At 64.7% G+C, this 19,068-nt stretch carries 18 protein-coding genes; 11 read left to right on the top strand and 7 right to left on the bottom strand.

The genetic code is table 11. The features are described from left to right. Window positions 1-132: 132 nt before the first annotated feature. From ACYP5B_RS52790 to ACYP5B_RS52750, 9 genes are read left to right on the top strand one after another with little or no spacing between them, the layout of a single operon-like run. Window positions 133-1,161: an ABC transporter substrate-binding protein gene (locus tag ACYP5B_RS52790; protein WP_459575469.1), complete on the top strand. Its 1,029-nt coding sequence runs from the start codon at window positions 133-135 to the stop codon at window positions 1,159-1,161. A 3-nt stretch (window positions 1,162-1,164) separates the two neighbouring features. Continuing rightward, window positions 1,165-1,992 (top strand): ABC transporter ATP-binding protein, encoded by an 828-nt coding sequence (locus ACYP5B_RS52785; RefSeq protein WP_459575467.1) that lies wholly within the window; start codon window positions 1,165-1,167, stop codon window positions 1,990-1,992. After that, entirely contained in the window at window positions 1,992-2,831 is an 840-nt protein-coding gene (locus ACYP5B_RS52780) for an ABC transporter permease (RefSeq protein ID WP_459575466.1), read from the top strand. The genes ACYP5B_RS52785 and ACYP5B_RS52780 overlap by 1 nt, the downstream gene beginning before the upstream one ends. Before the next feature lie 34 nt (window positions 2,832-2,865). Further along, entirely contained in the window at window positions 2,866-4,251 is a 1,386-nt protein-coding gene (locus ACYP5B_RS52775) for an FAD-dependent oxidoreductase (RefSeq protein WP_459575465.1), read from the top strand. Window positions 4,252-4,254: 3 nt separating this feature from the next. Beyond that, entirely contained in the window at window positions 4,255-5,442 is a 1,188-nt protein-coding gene (locus ACYP5B_RS52770) for a CaiB/BaiF CoA transferase family protein (RefSeq protein ID WP_318230655.1), read from the top strand. After that, on the top strand, window positions 5,439-6,212 hold the full coding sequence (locus ACYP5B_RS52765) for an enoyl-CoA hydratase-related protein (protein ID WP_459575463.1): 774 nt from the start codon (window positions 5,439-5,441) through the stop codon (window positions 6,210-6,212). Before ACYP5B_RS52770 ends, ACYP5B_RS52765 begins: the two co-directional genes overlap by 4 nt. After that, complete coding sequence (gene fdxA, locus ACYP5B_RS52760) at window positions 6,212-6,547, top strand: ferredoxin (RefSeq protein WP_459575462.1); 336 nt, start codon at window positions 6,212-6,214, stop codon at window positions 6,545-6,547. Before ACYP5B_RS52765 ends, fdxA begins: the two co-directional genes overlap by 1 nt. A gap of 23 nt (window positions 6,548-6,570) precedes the next feature. Further along, window positions 6,571-7,485, top strand: a complete 915-nt coding sequence (locus ACYP5B_RS52755; RefSeq protein ID WP_400102153.1) for a LysR family transcriptional regulator — start codon at window positions 6,571-6,573, stop codon at window positions 7,483-7,485. A gap of 15 nt (window positions 7,486-7,500) precedes the next feature. Continuing rightward, the gene (locus tag ACYP5B_RS52750; protein ID WP_459575518.1) at window positions 7,501-8,931 is read left to right on the top strand and encodes an aldehyde dehydrogenase family protein; all 1,431 of its coding nucleotides are present in this window, start codon (window positions 7,501-7,503) and stop codon (window positions 8,929-8,931) included. 49 nt (window positions 8,932-8,980) lie between these two features. On the opposite strand, the gene ACYP5B_RS52745 is transcribed toward ACYP5B_RS52750, so the two are convergent. The 7 genes from ACYP5B_RS52745 to ACYP5B_RS52715 form a co-directional block, all read right to left on the bottom strand. Next, complete coding sequence (locus ACYP5B_RS52745; protein WP_267605658.1) at window positions 8,981-9,739, bottom strand: 3-hydroxyacyl-CoA dehydrogenase; 759 nt, start codon at window positions 9,737-9,739, stop codon at window positions 8,981-8,983. Between the two features lie 157 nt (window positions 9,740-9,896). Continuing rightward, complete coding sequence (adk, locus tag ACYP5B_RS52740; RefSeq protein ID WP_267605659.1) at window positions 9,897-10,562, bottom strand: adenylate kinase; 666 nt, start codon at window positions 10,560-10,562, stop codon at window positions 9,897-9,899. 368 nt (window positions 10,563-10,930) lie between these two features. Next, window positions 10,931-11,740 (bottom strand): 3-deoxy-manno-octulosonate cytidylyltransferase, encoded by an 810-nt coding sequence (gene kdsB / locus ACYP5B_RS52735; protein WP_318230659.1) that lies wholly within the window; start codon window positions 11,738-11,740, stop codon window positions 10,931-10,933. A gap of 12 nt (window positions 11,741-11,752) precedes the next feature. After that, window positions 11,753-11,941 (bottom strand): Trm112 family protein, encoded by a 189-nt coding sequence (locus ACYP5B_RS52730; RefSeq protein ID WP_006157935.1) that lies wholly within the window; start codon window positions 11,939-11,941, stop codon window positions 11,753-11,755. Next, a complete protein-coding gene (gene lpxK / locus ACYP5B_RS52725; protein ID WP_459575461.1) occupies window positions 11,922-13,031 on the bottom strand; it encodes a tetraacyldisaccharide 4'-kinase in 1,110 nt (369 codons plus the stop codon). Before lpxK ends, ACYP5B_RS52730 begins: the two co-directional genes overlap by 20 nt. A gap of 208 nt (window positions 13,032-13,239) precedes the next feature. Next, window positions 13,240-13,668: an ExbD/TolR family protein gene (locus ACYP5B_RS52720; protein ID WP_459575459.1), complete on the bottom strand. Its 429-nt coding sequence runs from the start codon at window positions 13,666-13,668 to the stop codon at window positions 13,240-13,242. A 6-nt stretch (window positions 13,669-13,674) separates the two neighbouring features. Continuing rightward, complete coding sequence (locus tag ACYP5B_RS52715) at window positions 13,675-14,295, bottom strand: MotA/TolQ/ExbB proton channel family protein (protein WP_006157938.1); 621 nt, start codon at window positions 14,293-14,295, stop codon at window positions 13,675-13,677. Between the two features lie 1,063 nt (window positions 14,296-15,358). Between ACYP5B_RS52715 and xseA the strand changes: the two genes are divergently transcribed. Both xseA and sodB read left to right on the top strand, forming a co-directional pair. Beyond that, entirely contained in the window at window positions 15,359-16,744 is a 1,386-nt protein-coding gene (gene xseA, locus ACYP5B_RS52710) for an exodeoxyribonuclease VII large subunit (protein WP_459575457.1), read from the top strand. Between the two features lie 153 nt (window positions 16,745-16,897). Continuing rightward, a complete protein-coding gene (gene sodB / locus ACYP5B_RS52705) occupies window positions 16,898-17,479 on the top strand; it encodes a superoxide dismutase [Fe] (protein ID WP_183031929.1) in 582 nt (193 codons plus the stop codon). The last annotated feature ends 1,589 nt before the right edge of the window (window positions 17,480-19,068 follow it).

The raw sequence follows: 19,068 nt of genomic DNA, 5'->3' as shown, positions 1-19,068 counted from the left end.
AATTCAGGCATCGCCCATGCTCGAAAAACGGTTCTTGTTCGAGCACTCCCTCGTCATCAAAATACAGCAGTCACGAGATTTGACCGCTTGCAGACAGATCCGAAAACGAGGTGGAGACCCATGGAAATCAAGATGTCACGGTTAGACGACCCGAGCCGCAGGCGTGTGCTGCAGGCTTCCCTGCTGGCCGCCGGGCTGGCCACCGGCACGCTGCTGTCGGTGAGATCGTTCGCAGCCGATCGCGCGGCGGTGAATATGCAATTGGGCTGGATCCCTGGCGGCAACCAGGTGGGCGAAGTCGTGGCCAAGCGGCTTGGCTACTACGAGCAGGAAGGCATCGACTTCAAGATCCTGCCCGGCGGCCCCAATGTCGACGGGGTGGCCATCGTGGCCTCCGGGCGCGGCGAGGCCGGACAGATTTCTTCCAGCCCGTCCGTCATGCTGGCGGTATCGGAAGGGCTGCCGGTCCAGTGTTTTGCCACGGGCCTGCAGCGACACCCCTATGCATTCTTCTCGCTGAAGAAGGCCCCGATCCGCACGCCGCAGGACATGATCGGCAAGCGCATCGGTATCCACGCCACCGGACTCGTTTTGCTCAAGGCCCTGCTGGTCAAGCACAAGATCGCCGAGAGCCAGGTCAATATCGTGCCGATCGGCTCCGACATGATGCCTCTGCTGAGCGGTCGCGTCGACGCAGTAGCCGGCTGGCAGACCAACGTGTCCGCACTGAAGGCGCTCGGTGCCGACCGTGTCGACCTGAGCCTGTGGGACTCCGGTGTCCGGCTCTATGCGCTGCCCTACTACGCGCATACCGATACGCTGCGCAAGCATCCGGAAGTGCTGCAGCGCTTTCTGCGCGCGACCGCGCGCGGCTGGCTCTATGCCAACAAGAACCGCGACCAGGCCATCGACCTGCTGCTCAAGGAGTTCCCGAGCCTGAACCGCGCGGATGAGCGCGCATCGATCGACGTCCTGATGGGCTATGCCCTCAACCCGGCGAGCGCCACGCAGGGCTGGGGCAGCATGGACCCCGCCGTATGGCAGGAGCAGATCTCCCTGTACGCGCAGCTCGGCCAGTTCCGCGCGCGCGCTCCCAAGGTGGAGGATGTCATGACGCTCGACATCCTGCATGCCACCAAATCGTCACGACTGGTGGTGTAAGCAATGCAAGCCACGCTATTCAATCCACGTCCTGCCGCACGCGCCGGCGTTCCAGCTTCCACCGGCACCGGACTTTCAATCAGTTGCCGCGATATCAATGTCCGCTTCTTCACCGACCGTCGCAGCACCACAGCCATCGAGGGCCTGAGCCTCGATGTGGCCACGGGGGAATTCCTGACGCTGCTCGGACCCTCCGGCTGCGGCAAGTCCACGTTCCTGCGCGTGGTGGCGGACCTGGTCAAGCCCAGCCGCGGCGACATCCGCGTGCTCAACGAACCGCCGGCGGTCGCTCGGGCCCGCCGCGACATCGGCTTCGTGTTCCAGGATGCGGCGCTGCTGCCCTGGCGCACGGCGTTGCAGAACGTCGAGCTGCCGCTTGAAGTCGCCAACGGCAAGGCGCGCGCGGGCAAGGCAACGCCACGCGAGCTGCTGGAACTGGTTGGCTTGAAGGGGCGCGAGGATGCGCTGCCTCATGAGATGTCCGGCGGCATGCGCCAGCGCGTCGCGATCGCCCGCGCGCTGGTCAGCGATCCGAAGGTGCTGCTGATGGACGAGCCCTTCGGTGCGCTGGATGAAATCACGCGCGACCGGCTGAACGAGGAATTGCGGCGGGTCTGGAAGGAAATGGGACTGACGATCCTGTTCGTCACGCACAGCATCCATGAAGCGGCATTCCTGGGCCAGCGCGTGCTCCTGCTGGCGGCCAACCCCGGCCGGGTCAAGGAAATCGTCCCGGTGGCGCTGCCTGAAGACCGCACCCTGGATGTGCGTGAAACCCCCGCGTTCGTAACACTATCCGCGCATCTGCGCCGCGTGCTGGAGACTTGCTGATGAGCACATCGGAAATGAAGTTGAACCTGCCCGTTGCCGGCGCGGATGCGGAGGCCCACGCCTATTTCGCCAGCCGTCGGCGGCGCGTCTGGCGCGCCCGCGTCTTGCCCGCGCTCGGTATCGCGGGGCTGCTGTTCGCCTGGTGGGCCGTGGTGGCGGGCTTCGATATCAAGCCCTTCATCGCGCCGTCTCCCGGGCTGGTGCTGCAGACATTCTTCGACAAGCGCGACGTTCTGCTGCAGAACCTGATTCCCACCACCATCGAAGCGGCCGGCGGCTTCCTGTTGGGCAACCTGCTCGCCATCCTGCTGGCGACCGTGTTCGTCCATAACAAGACGCTGCAGGAGATCTTCTACCCGGTGGCGGTCATGATCAACTCGATCCCGGTGGTGGCCAAGGCGCCGATCCTGGTGCTGATCATGGGCAACGGGATCGAGCCGAAGATCACCATCGCCGCCATCGTGTGCTTTTTCCCCACACTGGTGAACATGGTGCGCGGGCTGGAAGCCGTCAATCCGCAGTCGCTGGAACTGATGCGGGTCCTGTCGGCCAGCAAGCGCGAGATCTTCTTCAAGCTGCGCCTGCTCAATTCGCTGCCGTATCTCTTCTCCGCGCTGCGCATCGCCGCGTCGATGTCGGTGATCGGTGCGGTCGTCGGCGAATGGATCGGGGCCACGGTGGGCATCGGCGCCATGATCATCCAGGCCACTTATGCCTTTGACTCCGCCTTGCTATACGCGGCAATCATCATGTGCGCGGCGATGTCCGGCACCTTCTTCCTGGTGATCGCACTGGTCGAACGCTGGCTTATCACGTGGCAGCCTGAGCAATCGCACTGAGCGCTGCACGACAACAACAATCCCGAGGATACAAATGAACAAGATCAATGACTGGATCCGCCAGCCGGCACACGATGTGCGCGTCGCGGCCGCAGCAAATGTCGTGGTGGTGGGCGGTGGGCCGGCTGGCCTGTCGGCCGCGCTTGCCGCGGCAAGGAACGGCGCTGAGACGATTCTGCTCGAACGCTACAACCACCTGGGTGGCCTTGCTTCCGGCGGCATGGTGCTGGTGCTGGACGATATGTGGGACAGCCACCTGCAGGAGATTTCGGTGCGCGGCAACTGCATGACCATGATCGAAAACATGGCAGCGCTGGGCCTGGCCAAGTTTCCCCGCGCGAACGAATGGGGCGAAGACCCGGCCGCCTATCGGCGCTGGGGCCGCTGGGGCACGTTCGATTTCCACAGCCAGAAGACGCCGCATCCGGTGTGCTTCGCCGCGGCCTTCGACCCGGACGCCTACAAGCGCGTCGCGCTCGACATGGTGCAGCAAGCCGGCGTCAAGCTGCGGCTGCATTCGTGGTTCTCGCAGACGTTGGTGGAGGACGGCCAGGTCAAGGGCGTGATCTGCGAAACGAAGAGCGGGCGTGAAGCCATCCTCGCCGACGTGGTGATCGACGCCACCGGCGACCTCGATGTCGCGGCCTCCGCAGGTGCGCCGCATGCCGGCGGCAGCTACATCACCACCACGGTGTTCCGCCTGGGCGGCGTGGATACGGACGCCGCCGAGCGCTTCGAGCACGAAGAGCCAGAGGCCTACGCGCAGCTCGACCGCCAGATCAAGCGCATCCTCGGCGGCTCGTGGGGACTGTGGTGGCTCAAGACGCCGCTGCCTGGCGTGGTGTGGTGCAACTGCCCGCACATGGCGGGCATCGACGGCCTCAAGGCGGAAGACCTGACGCGCGCCGAACTCCAGGGTCGCCAGCATATCCACGCCGTGGTCGAGTTCGTGCGCGACAAGCTGCCCGGCTTCGAGCAATGCTACGTGATCGACGTCGCACCGCAGACGGGCGTGCGGCAGACCCGCCTGCTCGAAGGCGAGTACGTGATGTCCAAGGAAGACGTGGCGCAGCGGTTGCGCTTTGACGACAGCATCGCGCGCGGCCGTGACTACTACATGCCGTACCGCGCGCTGTTGCCAAAGCAGGTGGACAACCTGCTGGTGGCCGGCCGCCACTACTCGGCCACCTCGCAGGCGCAGAAGATCTCGCGCGAGATCCCGCCCTGCATGGCGATGGGCGAAGCCGCCGGCGTCGCCGCAGCGCTGGCGCTCAACGCCAATGTTTCAGTGCGCGACGTCGACGTGCGGGCGGTGCAGAAGACCTTGCGCGCACAGGGCGCGGATCCCGGCGACCAGACTGGCCGCAACGCGGATATTCCCGCACTGGCGGCCTATGTGCAGCAGGCGGAGGCGGCATAAGACATGGAGAACAACAACATGGCGCAAGACCTGCCCCTGAGCGGCATCCGGGTCATCGATTTCACCCAGGTGATGATGGGCCCGGTGTGCACGCAGACGCTGGCCGACTACGGCGCCGACGTTATCAAGGTGGAGCGCAAGGGCTCCGGCGATCTCAGCCGCTCCACCTTCGAGCCGGTTGCCGGCGCGGACAACCCCATCTTCTGCAGCCTGAACCGCAACAAGCGCAGCATTGCGCTTGACCTGCGGGATCCGGAACAGATGGCGCACGTGAAGACCCTGATCGCCGGCGCCGATGTCGTGGTCAATAATTTCCGCGCGGGGGTGATGGAGCGCATGGGCCTCGGCTACGAGGCATGCCGCGCGTTGAATCCGCGCATCATCTACGCGGTCGGCACCGGCTTCGGCGAATCCGGGCCGTATGCGCACAAGGGCGGCCAGGACGTGCTGGCACAGGCCATTACCGGCGTGATGGCGCGCCGGGCCGACGATTCGGTGCCGGTCTCGGTCTACCCGACCGCGCTGGCCGACTATTCCGCCGGCATGCACATGGTGCAGGGCGTGCTGCTGGCCTTGCTGGACCGCGCCCGCACTGGCGAGGGACAGAAGATCAGCGTGTCGCTGTACAACTCCATGCTCGCCATGCAGATGCAGGAAGCGGCCATGATCATGATGGACGATTCCGAGGTCAACTGGGCGGCCATGCCGTTGTCCGGCGTGTTCGATACGCAGACGGGACCCCTGGTGATGGTGGGCGCATTCAAGCAGAACCCGTTGCGCGACATCTGCGCGGCGCTTGAGATCGAGGACATGTCGGCAGATCCGCGCTACTGCGACCTGAGCCAGCAGTTCCGCAACAAGGCCGGGCTGCAGGCAGTGCTGCGCGAGCGCTTTGCCGCCAATACGCGCGACCACTGGCTCTCCCGCCTGGAAGCGCAGGACATACTCTGCGCGCCGGTGCGAGACCTGCGCGAAGCGCTGGTGGATCCGCAGACTTTGCACAACCAGCTGCTGCTGGAAGGCGCGGGCGAGGGCCGGCAAGTCAAATTCGTCGGCAGTCCCATCAGCATGTCGCGCGCTCGCGTCAGCCTGCGCCGCCCGCCGCCGCGGCTCGGTCAGCATAACGATGACGTGCTGCGCGAACTAGAGGGCATGCCGGCAACGATGGCCGTGCAAGGAGTGGCGGAATGAGCGTCCATCTGCAAGTCGAGAATTTTGTCGCCACGGTGACCTTGTCGCGGCCCGAGGTCATGAACGCAGTCGATCTCGCTACCGAGGCCGAGTTGCAAGGCATCTGGGCAGAGCTGGAGCGGCGCGACGATGTTCGCGTCATCGTGCTGACGGGGGAGGGTGACCGCGCCTTCTGCGTGGGCGCCGATATGAAGAACCCGTCCACCACCGGCCTGGAATACTGGGGTGCCGCGCGGCCGGGCGGATTCGGCGGCATCGCGTTGCGCGAGTCGCTGAATATACCTGTCATCGCTCGCGTCAACGGCTTCGCGCTCGGCGGCGGCTTCGAGATGGTGCTGGGCTGCGACATCGTGGTCGCTTGCGAGGAGGCCAGCTTTGGCTTGCCCGAAGCGCTGGTGGGACGCATGCCGCTCGACGGCGGCATGACCCTGCTGCAGCGTCAGATCCCGTTCCGCAAGGCCATGGCCATGCTGCTGACGGGGCGCCGCATGCCGGCACGCGAAGCCGCCGAGATCGGCCTGATCAACGAGGTGGTGCCACGCGCGCAACTGGATGCGGCGGTGCAAGTCTGGATCGATGCGCTGCTGGCGTGCGCGCCGCTGTCGCAGCAGGCGATCAAGCAGGTTGTGCGCCGCACGTCGACCTTGTCGCCGGCCGACGCCCAGGCACTGCGGCTGCCCGCCCTGGTCGACGCGCTGCGGTCCGAGGACGCGCGCGAAGGCGTGCTGGCCTTCCAGCAAAAGCGCAAGCCGCAATGGAGCGGGCGCTGATGGCCTACGTCATTGCCTCTGGTTGTATCGATGTCAAGGACGGCGCCTGCGTGAAATGCTGCCCCGTCGATTGCATCTACGAGGGCGTGCGCACGCTCTATATCCACCCCGATGAATGCATCAGCTGCGGCATCTGCGTTTCCGTGTGCCCGACCGAAGCCATCCACGACGAAGTGGAGCTGCCGCCGGCGCAGGCCGTGTTCGCCGCCGTGAACAGGGAGTTTTTTGCCAGGCACGTGAGCGGCGTCGGCTCGCCGGGCGGCGCCGACTACGTCGGGCCGCAGGCCTGTGACCACCCCGTGGTCGAGGCGTATCCTGTGCGCAGCGAGCCGTAGTTCATGAATCGATCGAGGAGAGCATGCACGCCAGCATCCTGAAGTACTTCGTTGAAGTCGCGCGATGCGGGTCGATCCGCAAGGCGGCGCAGAACCTTTATGTCGCATCCAGCGCCGTCAACCGGCAGATTCTCAAGCTCGAGGCCGAGATGGGAACCGAGCTGTTCGACCGCTTGCCCAACGGTATCCGGCTGAATGCTTCGGGCGAGCGGATGCTGCAGCATATCCGCGCGACGCTCAACGATTTTCACCTGATGCGAAGCGAACTCGATGAACTCAAGGACGAACGTAGGGGCCACATATCGGTCGCGGCGATGGACTCACTGTTCGTCGATTTCCTCCCCGCGGCGGTGGAGGACTATTCGGAACTATATCCGGCAGTGACGTACTCCATCGCCGCCATCACCCCCTGGGATGTCGCGCCAAAAGTCCTGGGTGGCGAGTTCGATGTCGGCGTCACCTTTATCGCCAAGCTGCCGGCGGGGCTGAACGTCGTGGCCCAGGTCGCGCTGCCGCCAGGCGTAGTAATGGCCTCTTCCCATCCGCTTGCGAAGAAGGAGCGGATCAGCTTTGCCGACTGCCGCAGCCACGCGTTCCTGCGCCTCGAAGGACGCTCGCCGATCCAGGGCGTGGTGTCTCCCAGGTTCATGGAATTCTGGGATCTGATGACCCCCAGCGTTACCTGCAATTCCACCCTTCTGCTCAAGCGCCTAGTCGCCTCGGGGCGGGGCATTTCCTTCTTCTCCAAGCTCGCTTTCATTGATGAGATCGCCAGCGGCGAAGTGGTCTGGCGCCCGTTCGACGAACCCAATATCAACGCGCTGACGGTTGGCATCATCACGCCATGCCAGCGCGTGCTGTCCAATGTCACGCTGGAATTCGTCAAGGGCATCGTGCACCGCCTCAAGCAGGTAGAACTCTCATTGCTAGACACGTAGAAACCTGACATGACCATGTATAAGAACTATATCGACGGCCAATGGCTCGACGGCGCATCCGCTCACGCCAACGTCAATCCATCCGACACCACCGACATCATCGGCCACTACGCGCTGGCCGATGCCGCACAGGCCGGCCAGGCCAGCGCCGCCGCCCAAGCCGCCGCGCCGCGGTGGGCCGCCAGCACGCCACAACAACGCGCCGATGCGCTCGACAAGATCGGTACCGAGCTCCTGGCGCGGCGCGAGGAACTCGGCCTGCTGTTGTCGCGCGAAGAAGGCAAGACCCTGCCCGAAGGCATCGGCGAGGTCACCCGTGCGGGGAATATCTTCAAGTTCTTCGCCGGGGAGGCCTTGCGCCAGCGCGGCGACAAGCTGGCCTCGGTACGGCCTGGCGTGGAAATCGAAGTCACGCGCGAGCCGGTCGGGGTGGTAGGCATCATCGCGCCATGGAACTTCCCGATGGCGATTCCCGCCTGGAAGATCGCACCAGCCCTGGCGTACGGCAACACGGTCGTGTTCAAGCCCGCGGAGCTCGTGCCGGGCTGCGCCTGGGCGCTGGCGGAGATCATCAGCCGCGCGGGATTGCCGGCGGGAGCATTCAACCTGGCGATGGGGCGCGGCTCGCAAGTGGGCCAGGCCATGCTTGATGACAGGCGTATCGCCGGGATTTCCTTCACCGGTTCCGTGGCTACGGGCGGGCGCGTGGCCCAGGCGGCCGCCCAACGGCTGGCCAAGGTCCAGCTTGAAATGGGCGGCAAGAACCCGATGGTGGTGCTCAATGATGCCGATCTCGAGGTGGCGGTGGAGTGCGCCGTGCAAAGCGCATTCTTCTCCACCGGGCAGCGCTGCACCGCATCGAGCCGGCTGATCGTGGAAGAGGGCATCTATGCCCGTTTCGTCGATCGGATGCAGGAGCGCACGGCCGCGCTCAGGATCGGCCACGCCCTCGACACCGGCACCGACATCGGCCCGGTGGCAAGCGGCGACCAGCTTGAGCAGGACTTGCGCTACCTCGCCATCGGGCGCGAGGAGGGCGCCAGGTTGGTGTGCGGCGGCGAACACGTGACACGCGCCACGCCGGGCTTCTACCTGACGCCAGCGATCTTCGCCGATTGCAGCAACGACATGCGGATCTGCCGCGAGGAGATCTTCGGGCCGGTTGCCGCCATCATCCCGGCCAGGAACTATGAACATGCACTGGAACTGGCCAACGACACCGAGTTCGGCCTCGCCAGCGGTATCTGCTCGACGTCGCTAAAGCACATACAGCACTTCAAACGGCACGCTCAAGCAGGCATGGTCATGGTCAATGTGCCCACGGCAGGTGTCGATTATCACGTCCCGTTCGGCGGCCGCAAGGGCTCCAGCCTGGGGCCGCGCGAGCAGGGCACCTTCGCGGCCGAGTTCTATACGACGGTGAAGACGGCTTACGTGGCGGGTTGATAGGATGACGCTGGTGGCGGACTGGCCGCCACCCCGGCCGCCGCCGGCCTTACTTCGGCTGCATGCGGATGGCGCCGTCGAGCCGGATCACTTCGCCGTTGAGCATGGTGTTGGCGATGATGGATCCCACCAGCTTCGCGTACTCGGCCGGGCGGCCCAGGCGCGGCGGGAACGGCACCATCTTGCCGAGCGCGTCCTGTACGTCCTGCGGCATGCCCAGCAGCATGGGCGTCTCGAACAGCCCCGGGGCGATCGTCATGCAGCGCACGCCGTCGCGCGACAGGTCGCGGGCGATGGCCAGCGTCATGGCGACCACGCCGCCCTTGGAGGCTGCGTAGGCGGCCTGCCCGATCTGGCCGTCGAACGCCGCCACCGATGCCGTATTGATGATCACGCCACGCTCGCCTTCCGCGTCGGGCGTGTTCTGCACCATGGCCGCGGCAGCCAGCCGGATCATGTTGAAGGTACCGATCAGGTTGACGCGGATGGTCTTGTCGAAGGCGTCGAGCGGGTGCGGGCCGTTCTTGCCCACCGTCTTGTTGGCGGTGGCGATGCCGGCGCAGTTGACCAGCCCGGCCAAGCGGCCCAGCGCGGTGGCTGCCGCCACGGCAGCCTGTCCGTCGGCCTCGCTGCTGACGTCGCAGCGCACGAACTTCCCGCCCAGCTCGGCCGCCAGCGCGGTGCCGGCGGCTTCGTTGAGGTCAGCGATCACTACCTTGCCGCCGGCGGCGGCCAGCATGCGGGCGCTGCCCTCGCCGAGCCCGGAGGCGCCGCCGGTGACAATAAAGACGTTGTCGCGGATTTCCATCGTTGTCTTCCTCGCTTGGATAAGTGGCTTCTTGATTTTCTGGCGCTGCAGATATGGCATGTTGGCATAACGTTTACGTAAACGTCAATTCGCCGGCGGCAATAAAAAAGGCGACCCGGGGGTCGCCTTTCTTTCTGCAGCGCTGGATGCGCGCGGCTTACTTCAGTGCGTCGAACACACGCGCGGTGATGTCTTCCACGCTGCCAACGCCCGCGATCTTGCGATACTGCGGCGGTGCAACCTTGGCGGCGGGGTCGCCATTGGCGGCCCACTTGGAGTAGTAGTCCACCAGCGGACGGGTCTGCTGGGAGTAGACGTCGAGGCGCTTCTTGACGGTCTCTTCCTTGTCGTCGTCGCGCTGGATCAGCGGTTCGCCGGTGACGTCGTCCACGCCTTCCACCTTGGGCGGGTTGTACTTGACGTGGTAGGTGCGGCCCGATGCCACGTGCGCGCGGCGCCCGCTCATGCGCTCGATGATGGCATCGAACGGCACGTCGATTTCCAGTACGTAGTCGATCGCCACGCCCGCTTCCTTCATGGCCTCGGCCTGCGGAATGGTGCGCGGGAAGCCATCGAACAGATAGCCGTCCTTGCAATCGGCCGCCTGCAGGCGGTCCTTGACCAGGCCGATGATGATGTCGTCCGACACCAGGCCACCTGCGTCCATCACCTTCTTGGCGGCCACGCCTAGCGGCGTGCCAGCCTTCACCGCGGCGCGCAGCATGTCGCCGGTGGAGATTTGGGGGATGCCGAACTTCTCGCAGATGAACTGGGCTTGCGTGCCTTTGCCGGCGCCAGGTGCGCCCAACAGGATCAAACGCATTACGGGTCCTCAGAGTTTTGAATCTTGTATGGCAGGGGGAATGGAAGGAGGGTAACGCCGAAACTTGACGCGAGGCTTACCAACGCCGTCAGGACGGCGCACCTCGGGTCGGAGTCTGGTCTGTTGACGGTCGGCACGCTAAAGCGCTAAAGCCTCTGCCGCTGACGGCGGGCGGGTACCGAACGGGCTCACTTTTCATCTCCCCACCGAGCCTTGGCCGGACGCCCGGGCGCCCGACGGCTCTGTATCGGCAAGCATTATGCCATGAGGCGGCGCGAAATCGGCTCGCCGCTGCGGTGACATCTGCCATGACTTATGTCGCAGGTCATGGGATGACTGTCGCAGCCGGCGGCCATCGCCAAGTGCGCTCAGGGGCCTTCCTGTGCCATGGCCTGCGCCCAAAGCACACGCACGCGGTCCAGGTCGGCCTGCGTATCGACGCCCGGCGCGGGCACTGCCGCTGTTTCCAGCACGCCGATACGCTCGCCATGCCACATCGCGCGCAGCTGCTCCAGGGCTTCCGTCTGCTCCACCGGCGACAGCGCCAGCGTGGGGAAGCGCCGCAGGAATCCGGCGCGGTAGGCGTACAGGCCAATGTGGCGCAATACCGGCATGGCCGGCAACGCCACCTGGGCGGTGGCTGCCGCCGCGGCCGGCACGCCGGCCCAGGCGTCGCGCGCCCAGGGGATCGGGGCGCGGGAGAAATACAGCGCGCGGCCGGCGGCATCGCACACCACTTTCACCACATTGGGGTTGAACACCTCGGCAATCTCGCCGATCGGATGTGCAGCGGTGGCGATGGCGCAATCGGCATGGTGCGCCAGATGCAGCGCCACCTCGTCGATCAGGCCGGGCTCGATGAGTGGCTCGTCGCCCTGCACATTGACCACGATGGCATCGTCCGGCAGGCCCAGCAGCGTGGCCACTTCGGCCAGGCGGTCGGTGCCCGAGGGATGGTCGGCACGCGTGATCACGGCTTCGATGCCATGCGCCGCGCAGGCTGCCGCCACTTCGGGCGCGTCGGTGGCCACCACCGTGCGCTGCGCCGACGAGGCATGGGCGCGCTCGGCCACGCGCACGATCATGGGCTTGCCGCCGATATCGGCCAGCGGCTTGTTGGGCAGCCGGGTGGAGGCTAGGCGCGCCGGGATGACGACGGTAAAAGCGGGCAGCGACATGGTGCGAGCCGTTTATTCCGGCGAGACCAGCCGGCCCGGCACGGTCTGGCGTGCTTCATCGGCCAGCATGATGGGAATGCCGTCGCGGATCGGATAGGCCAGTTTGTCCACGTGGCAGATCAGTTCCTGGGCGGCACGGTCATGTTCCAGCTTGCTCTTGCACAGCGGGCAGACCAGGATTTCAAGCAGCCGGTTGTCCATCTTGCGTTTCCTTGGTGTGGCCGGCGGCGGTCGCGGCGCCCGGCGCTGCGGGAGCGGCCTGGGCATGCGCGGCGACAGCGCGGCGAATTTTTTCGATCAGGCCCGCATCGATCACGGGCGTGGTGGGGACGACCCAGATCCGCGGGTCCAGCGGGTCACTGAGGCGCTCGCATTTTACGGCATCCTTCTCGGTGATCAGGATCGCATCGGCCGCTTGCGCGAAAGGATCGCCGGTAAAGGGGTCTTCGGCGAAGTCGTAGTGGTCCGGCAGCGGCATGGTGTCGGGCGCGAGGCCTGCCGCGCGCAGGCTGGCGAAGAAGCGCTCGGGGTTGCCGATGCCGGCGGCGGCCAGCACGCGCTGCCCGGCAAACGCGGACAGCGGCCTGGCCATGGTCGGGTCGGCCAGTTGCCAGGCATCGTCCAGCACCAGGCGCATGCCGTAGACATCCGGCTTGTCCTGGCTGGGGCGGAAGTCCGGGTCGTTGATGAGGGTGGCGTCGCGCCGGCGCGAGAGCGATTCGCGCAGCGGGCCCGCGGGCAGCAGCAAGCCGTTGCCGCCCATGCGCGAATCGAACATCACGATCTCGAAGTCGCGTTGCAGCTTGTAGTGCTGCAGGCCATCGTCGAGCAGCAGCACGTTGACGCCGGGATGCGAGACCAGCATGGTCTGCGCGCATAGCGCGCGGTCGGGGAAGACCCAGACCGGCACGTCGGTGGCGCGCGCGATCAAGAGTGGCTCGTCGCCCACGTCCTTGGCCTGCGAGGTGGGCTTGACCCGGCGCGGATGCTTGAGCTTGACGCCGTAGCCGCGCGAGACCACGCCCGGGCGCAGGCCGGACTCGGCCAGCGCATGGGCCAGCGCGATCACCGCGGGGGTCTTGCCGGTGCCGCCCACGGTCACGTTGCCGACCACCACCACCGGCATGGGCAGGCGCGTCGAGCGGTACCAGCCGCGCCGGTATGCCAGGCGCCGCCAGCCGCTGACCAGGCCGAACACCCACGACAGCGGCAGCATCAGCCAGGCGAACCAGCCGCGGCGTTGCCACTGGGCGGTCACGAAGTCGGCAAGGGCGTTGCGGGGAGCTGGCATGGGTGTGGTAGGCAGGGCTGGGCGGTAATGTTGCGTTGAAAAGGGCAGGGGCGGGGCCGGGGACGGTAGCGCGGCGCGCCGGCATGATGGCGCCATCGCGCCATGGCTGGGCAGCGCAAGCTAGCTACCCAGCCATTATGGGCACCTTGCGGCGCCCGCCGCAAGGTGCGGCTCGCTGCGGGTGATCTGCATCCGCGCGCTGGGCCGTTCAGCGCGTCTGCGAGCTCTGCGTGGCGAAGGTCAGGCGGGGCAGCCCGGCCAGGCGGGCGGCTTCCATGACATTGATCACGGACTGATGCGTGGCCTGTGCGTCCGCGTTGACGATCAGCACCGGCGGCTGGCCGTCGGCCGGGCCGGCGACCTCGCGCAGGCGCTGGGCCAGGCTGGTGACGTCCTGCTGGTCCATGACCTGCTTGTTGATCGAGTAGACGCCCCTGGCCGATACGGATACCACGATCTCGCCGGGGCGCTGCTGCGCCTTTTCGGCGTCGGCGGTCGGCAACTGGATCTGCAGCTCGGTATAGCGCGAGTATGTGGTCGTGATCATCAGGAAGATCAGGATCACGAGCAGGACGTCGATCAACGGGATGAGGTTGATCTCCGGTTCTTCACGCCGCTGGCGGGATCGGAAGTGCATGGCGTATCAGGCGCGGCGCTGCGGCAGGATGGCGTCCAGGAAGGCGGTGGCGCGGAATTCCAGCTCGGCCACGTAGTCGTCCACGCGCCGGCGGAAGTAGCGCCAGAAGATCAGTGCCGGAATCGCGATGATCAGGCCGAAGGCGGTGTTATAGAGCGCCACCGAGATGCCGTGGGCCAGTTGCTCGGGGCTGGCGCCGGCGCCGCCCTGGCTGCCGAAGATCTCGATCATGCCGATCACGGTGCCTAGCAGGCCCATCAGCGGCGCCACCGAGGCGATCGTGCCCAGTGCGTTGAGGTAGCGCTCCAGCTCGTGCGCCACGGCACGCCCGGCTTCCTCGACCACTTCCTTGGCGGCATCGCGGGAGGTGTGGGGCTGCAGCACCACATGGCGCAGGCCGGCGGCCAGCACGCGGCCCAGCGGGGAGTTCTGCTCCAGCGTGTTGACCACCTCCGGCGTGGCGCGGCGCTGGTGCGCCACCGACAGGGCTTCGTCGTAAAGCTTGGGCGGCAGCACCTTGCTGCGCTTCAGGCTGAGGAAACGCTCGACGATCAGCGCCAGGGCGATGACCGAGGCGAGCAACAAGGGCCAGATCGGCCAGCCGGCAGCTTGAATGATGGAAAACACGTGGAACCCCGAGTCAACGGCTTGTGTGCTCATGCCAGGCGCCGCAGCCGTGCGCGCGCTGGCTATGTTCGAAAATGTTCGAAAAAATCAGGCGCCACTCTAACCCGCAGCACCGGGCGCGGCAAGACGCAGCATCGCGGTGTGTCTGCCGCGCATCGTGCGCGCGAGGCGCTGGGGCGGCGACTGCCGGGATGTCCACATGGAACAGGGACAGTGCTGTGGATGAATTGTGGACAGCGGGCTGACAAGGCAGTCAAGTCGCTGATTGATAAGGAAAAATTGTGGGTCGCTTAAAAAACAGGCAAGCGATGAGTGACGAAGACATCCTCCGGACACGCGCGAACCGTCCAAAACCAGACTCCGGTCTATCCACATTAATGCAGGACAGTGCTGTGGACCGTTTGTGGACAGACGCCTGAAAAGAACGCTAAGTCATTGATTGGAAAGGCAGGTATACGCGCTGCCTAAATAATGTGCAGAACACGCCAGATGGGCTCCGCGGGGGCCGCCGACGGCCCGTAAGCGGAAAAATCCCGCCATGTCTCTCCCTTTCCACATTCCGCCGGGACAGTCTTGTGGACGGGTTGTGGAAAACTATCTGAGAAGCCACTTAAGTCATTGATTGAAAAGCACTTCATACCTTCTGATTAAAAAATAGGCAATAGCCGTTTGCGCGGTATTATCCAGTCCCCGCGCTCATGGTCAGCACATGGCCGCGCAATGTCACGGTAAGGCGGTCTTGCGATCTCTTTTCGCCCCTGGATGGGCATTTCCGGCGGGTCGCAGAAAGTTTTCCACAGCCGGGGCGTTCTATCCGAGGTTGTCCAGAGTTCCTGTGGATAACTTTGTGAACAAGCCGGGGGCGCAGCCGGTAAGTGTTTGACGCATAAGGGGTTTGCTTACATTGCCTAAAAAATAAGACAGCCGAAAGCGCATAAGAATCAAAGGCTTGTGTCAAGTCATGCCGCTTTGCGGGGTTATTGCCTCCCCCACCCCAAGAGACTTGACAGACCAGTTATGCTGTGGACATGTCAATTCCACGCCGCTTGCCCGGCCGTGCCCCATGTCAGAACCGCTGAACTTTTCGCGTGAAACCCAGCCTATGGCCCCTCCAGGGGCACGTGAGGCGATTCCCGTCGGGGAACTGAACCACGCGATCGCCCAGGTACTGGAACGTAGTTTTCCGCTGACCTGGGTCCGGGGCGAAATCTCAAATTTCACACGCGCCGCCAGCGGCCACTGGTATTTCTCGCTCAAGGACGCGCGTGCCCAGATCCGCTGCGTGATGTTCCGCGGGCGCAACCAGCATGTCGACTTCACGCCGCGCGAGGGCGAGGCGGTCGAGGTGCGGGCGCTGGTGTCGATGTATGAGGCGCGCGGCGAGTTGCAGCTGGGTGTGGAGGGCATGCGCCGCGCCGGCCTTGGCAATCTCTACGAGGCATTCTTGCGCCTGAAGGAAAAGCTCTCGCAGGCCGGGCTGTTCGCGCCCGAGCGCAAGCGGCCACTGCCGGTCCACGCCCGCACCATTGGCGTGATCACCTCGCTGCAGGCCGCCGCCTTGCGCGACGTGATCAGCACCCTGCGCCGGCGCGCGCCGCATGTGCCCGTCGTGGTTTACCCGGTGCCGGTGCAGGGCGCCGGCGCGGCGGCCAGGATCGCCGCCATGATCGACACCGCCAGCCAGCGCAACGAATGCGATGTGCTGATCCTGTGCCGTGGCGGCGGCAGCATCGAAGACCTGTGGTCGTTCAATGAAGAGAACGTGGCGCAGGCCATCGCGCGCTGCGCCGTCCCGGTGGTCTCCGGCGTGGGCCACGAAACCGATTTCACCATCGCCGACTTCGTCGCCGACGTGCGCGCGCCCACGCCTACCGGCGCAGCCGAGCTGGTCAGCCCGGACCGCAGCCATATGCTGCTGCAAGCCAGCCGCGCGCGCGACGCGCTGGCCCAAGGCATGCAGCGCCAGCTCGACCGGCGCGCCCAGAACCTGGACTGGCTGGCCCGCCGCCTGCGCAGCCCGCAAGCGCAGGTGCAGGAGCGCCGCCTGCAGGTCGACAACCTCATGCGTCACCTGCGCTCCGCGCTGCGCGATACCGTGGCAGCCCAGCGGCATCGCCAGCAGGTGCTGGCCATGCGCTGGGCGGCCGGCCGTCCCGACCTGGCCCAGGCCCAGGCCGAGCTGCGCCGCACTGCGCTGCGCCTGCGCGACGCCACGCAGCGCCAGGTTGAGCGCGCCGGCCAGCGCTGGCAGCGCGCCGCCGGCTCGCTCGAGCTGCTGGCGCCGCAGCGCACCCTGGAGCGCGGCTACGCCGTGCTGCTGGACCAGCGCGGACGCGCCTTGCGCTCGCCGTCGGAGCTGCGCGCGGGCGCCGTGATCGAAGTCCACCTGGCCGAAGGCGTGGCCGATGCCAGCATCGCCAGCGTGCAGCCGCGCCTGGCGGAACTCTAAGCCCGGCGCGCGTCGGCGGTCCGCCGACAGCGCTTGCATATCGATCAAACTAATATGATCGAAGGGGCTTTGTTTGCCGCGTTTGCGTGGGTATGGCAAGTCCCCTACAATCGACAATTCCTGATCTTCAACCCCACAGAAAGAGACAGAACAATGGAACATACTCTCCCCCCGCTGCCTTACGCTCATGATGCGCTCGCTCCGCACATCTCCAAGGAGACCCTGGAGTTCCACCACGACAAGCATCACCAGACCTACGTCACCAACCTGAACAACCTGATCAAGGGCACCGAGTTCGAAAACTCGACGCTCGAAGACATCGTCAAGAAGTCCTCCGGCGGCATCTTCAACAACGCCGCCCAGGTGTGGAACCACACCTTCTACTGGGACTCGCTCAAGCCCAACGGCGGCGGCCAACCGACCGGCGCGCTGGCTGATGCCATCAACGCCAAGTTCGGCTCCTTCGACAAGTTCAAGGAAGAATTCACCAAGACCGCGGTCGGCACCTTCGGTTCGGGCTGGGCCTGGCTGGTGAAAAAGGCCGACGGTTCGCTGGACCTGGTCTCGACCTCCAACGCCGCCACCCCGCTGACCACCGACGCCAAGCCGCTGCTGACTTGCGACGTGTGGGAACACGCTTACTACATCGACTACCGCAATGCCCGCCCGAAGTATGTCGAGGCATTCTGGAACGTCGTGAACTGGGACTTCGCCAGCAAGAACTTCGCTGGTTGATCTAGCGGTTGCTGTTTTGTGGGAATAAAGGTTGAAACAAGGAATAAACTTTGAATCAATTGGTTTGCCCACACTGAATAAAGTTTGATACAAGTGATGCGTTTTACGTGAGTCGTTAGATCTCATTGCTTTTGGCGCGCAATGAGGTAGTGCTGGCATCGCGCCAGTGCGTTGACTTCACTGTCTTTTTTACCCCGGAATCGTAAGGTGTCCGGGGTTTTTGTTTGGTTCACCCGGCAGGGCGCACTCACTTGAGGGTGTAAGTCCTGTACACACCCGGCAAGGGGAAGTGTTAGCCGGAGACAAGCGTTTCCCGGGCGACTGGGAGTCTGAAGGAAGTCCGAGGCAAAGCGCTGGCCTGACGAACAGGAAGCGGATGAGGCGTCATGGGCAGTGTGTCGTGGTCGATTTGTGCAGAAATGCTAACAGCCTAAACATGCCGGCCTCGGCTCAGTTTCGCGCACGTTGGGCGTCCCGAGGCGATTTGCTTAAAGTGAATGCTGCAATCCACTTCACGTGGCGGCAGCCGTGGCCGATGAGCGGTTGGACTCGGCATGGCAAATACTTTGGGGCCAGTTTGGGAAATCGAATCCCGGCCGCGATTCACCTTGATGGCAATTTCCTTCGAAGGCTAGCCTCTGGCGGTTCTGATGCGAAGGAAGTGGCCAAGGGGGCGCGTGGTAGATACGACAGGCATTTAAAGCCGGGCCGAGTGCCTGGGGTGGCGTAGCGAATATGTCCCTCGTGTTCTCTTGGCAGACTTCGGTGCCAAGTGACGATGGGTCGACATCAACTCCGACAGGCAGTTCAGCGCAAAGTCTAACCCAAGCGTGGCCCGGGATAGCGGGTGGCGCCATAGAGAAATACCACCTGTTTTCCGGTCCTGTGACGGTATGCTACGGCCGGAGGCGACGACATACGGTCAAGTATGCCGTCACGAGGTGCGAGATTTCGCTAGATTTCGCGAGCCGCCGGTAGACTTCAATTCAAGGCGGTACGATCCTTTCTAGGATGCAGATAGCATCCGCTCCACGTAGCGCGCGATTATATCGATCGGGCTGGAAAGCCTTGCCCCGCAAGAGGGCGTTTGTGGGCAGTCGCAGGTACAGGTATACCGTCAAAAATACCGTCACGAGTCCAAGCCTGCGAGCGTAGCTCTTGGTGGACGGCGAGAGACAATTGTCAGCATTCGAGTTCAGTGGGCGGAACTGAGCCAATGTCTTGGTCGGCGCTTCCTGAGGGCTCGTTTCTTTCCTGTGCGTACAGCCAAAGTTGTTTTGTTGTGGATTCGCAACACGGGCCGATGCTAGGCTAGCAACGTTGACGGCCAGTTCCAAAAGAGCGGGTTTTCGGAGAGCCGGGTAGTGGAATGCCATGGCTCGATGCGAGCGCTGGAGGTGGCCGGGGCGAGGATGGTGGCCGTGACCGCACGGCGGTGGTGCCAACGAGGGTTAGGCGATGGTTCGGGCTGCAAGCCTGTAGCGGGGTGGAGAAGCAATCCACCCAAGTTAAGCAGCCCCAAAAAAGCTGCGATTGATCAACGCAAGGTATTGACAGGCAAGGAGATTTGAGCGGCCGCCGCCCTGCTT

It is taken from the genome of Cupriavidus sp. 8B, assembly GCF_054589115.1.
This window is presented reverse-complemented; position numbering and strand designations above follow the sequence as displayed.

What these genes read in the sequence shown, in the direction of transcription:
- ACYP5B_RS52785 (WP_459575467.1), top strand. Translation starts at nt 1,165, where the DNA reads ATGCAAGCCACGCTATTCAATCCACGTCCTGCCGCACGCGCCGGCGTT.
- ACYP5B_RS52790 (WP_459575469.1), top strand. Translation starts at nt 133, where the DNA reads ATGTCACGGTTAGACGACCCGAGCCGCAGGCGTGTGCTGCAGGCTTCC.
- ACYP5B_RS52770 (WP_318230655.1), top strand. Translation starts at nt 4,255, where the DNA reads ATGGAGAACAACAACATGGCGCAAGACCTGCCCCTGAGCGGCATCCGG.
- adk (WP_267605659.1), bottom strand. Translation starts at nt 10,562, where the DNA reads ATGCGTTTGATCCTGTTGGGCGCACCTGGCGCCGGCAAAGGCACGCAA.
- lpxK (WP_459575461.1), bottom strand. Translation starts at nt 13,031, where the DNA reads ATGCCAGCTCCCCGCAACGCCCTTGCCGACTTCGTGACCGCCCAGTGG.
- fdxA (WP_459575462.1), top strand. Translation starts at nt 6,212, where the DNA reads ATGGCCTACGTCATTGCCTCTGGTTGTATCGATGTCAAGGACGGCGCC.
- ACYP5B_RS52765 (WP_459575463.1), top strand. Translation starts at nt 5,439, where the DNA reads ATGAGCGTCCATCTGCAAGTCGAGAATTTTGTCGCCACGGTGACCTTG.
- xseA (WP_459575457.1), top strand. Translation starts at nt 15,359, where the DNA reads ATGTCAGAACCGCTGAACTTTTCGCGTGAAACCCAGCCTATGGCCCCT.
- sodB (WP_183031929.1), top strand. Translation starts at nt 16,898, where the DNA reads ATGGAACATACTCTCCCCCCGCTGCCTTACGCTCATGATGCGCTCGCT.
- ACYP5B_RS52745 (WP_267605658.1), bottom strand. Translation starts at nt 9,739, where the DNA reads ATGGAAATCCGCGACAACGTCTTTATTGTCACCGGCGGCGCCTCCGGG.
- ACYP5B_RS52750 (WP_459575518.1), top strand. Translation starts at nt 7,501, where the DNA reads ATGTATAAGAACTATATCGACGGCCAATGGCTCGACGGCGCATCCGCT.
- ACYP5B_RS52720 (WP_459575459.1), bottom strand. Translation starts at nt 13,668, where the DNA reads ATGCACTTCCGATCCCGCCAGCGGCGTGAAGAACCGGAGATCAACCTC.
- ACYP5B_RS52775 (WP_459575465.1), top strand. Translation starts at nt 2,866, where the DNA reads ATGAACAAGATCAATGACTGGATCCGCCAGCCGGCACACGATGTGCGC.
- ACYP5B_RS52780 (WP_459575466.1), top strand. Translation starts at nt 1,992, where the DNA reads ATGAGCACATCGGAAATGAAGTTGAACCTGCCCGTTGCCGGCGCGGAT.
- kdsB (WP_318230659.1), bottom strand. Translation starts at nt 11,740, where the DNA reads ATGTCGCTGCCCGCTTTTACCGTCGTCATCCCGGCGCGCCTAGCCTCC.
- ACYP5B_RS52730 (WP_006157935.1), bottom strand. Translation starts at nt 11,941, where the DNA reads ATGGACAACCGGCTGCTTGAAATCCTGGTCTGCCCGCTGTGCAAGAGC.
- ACYP5B_RS52755 (WP_400102153.1), top strand. Translation starts at nt 6,571, where the DNA reads ATGCACGCCAGCATCCTGAAGTACTTCGTTGAAGTCGCGCGATGCGGG.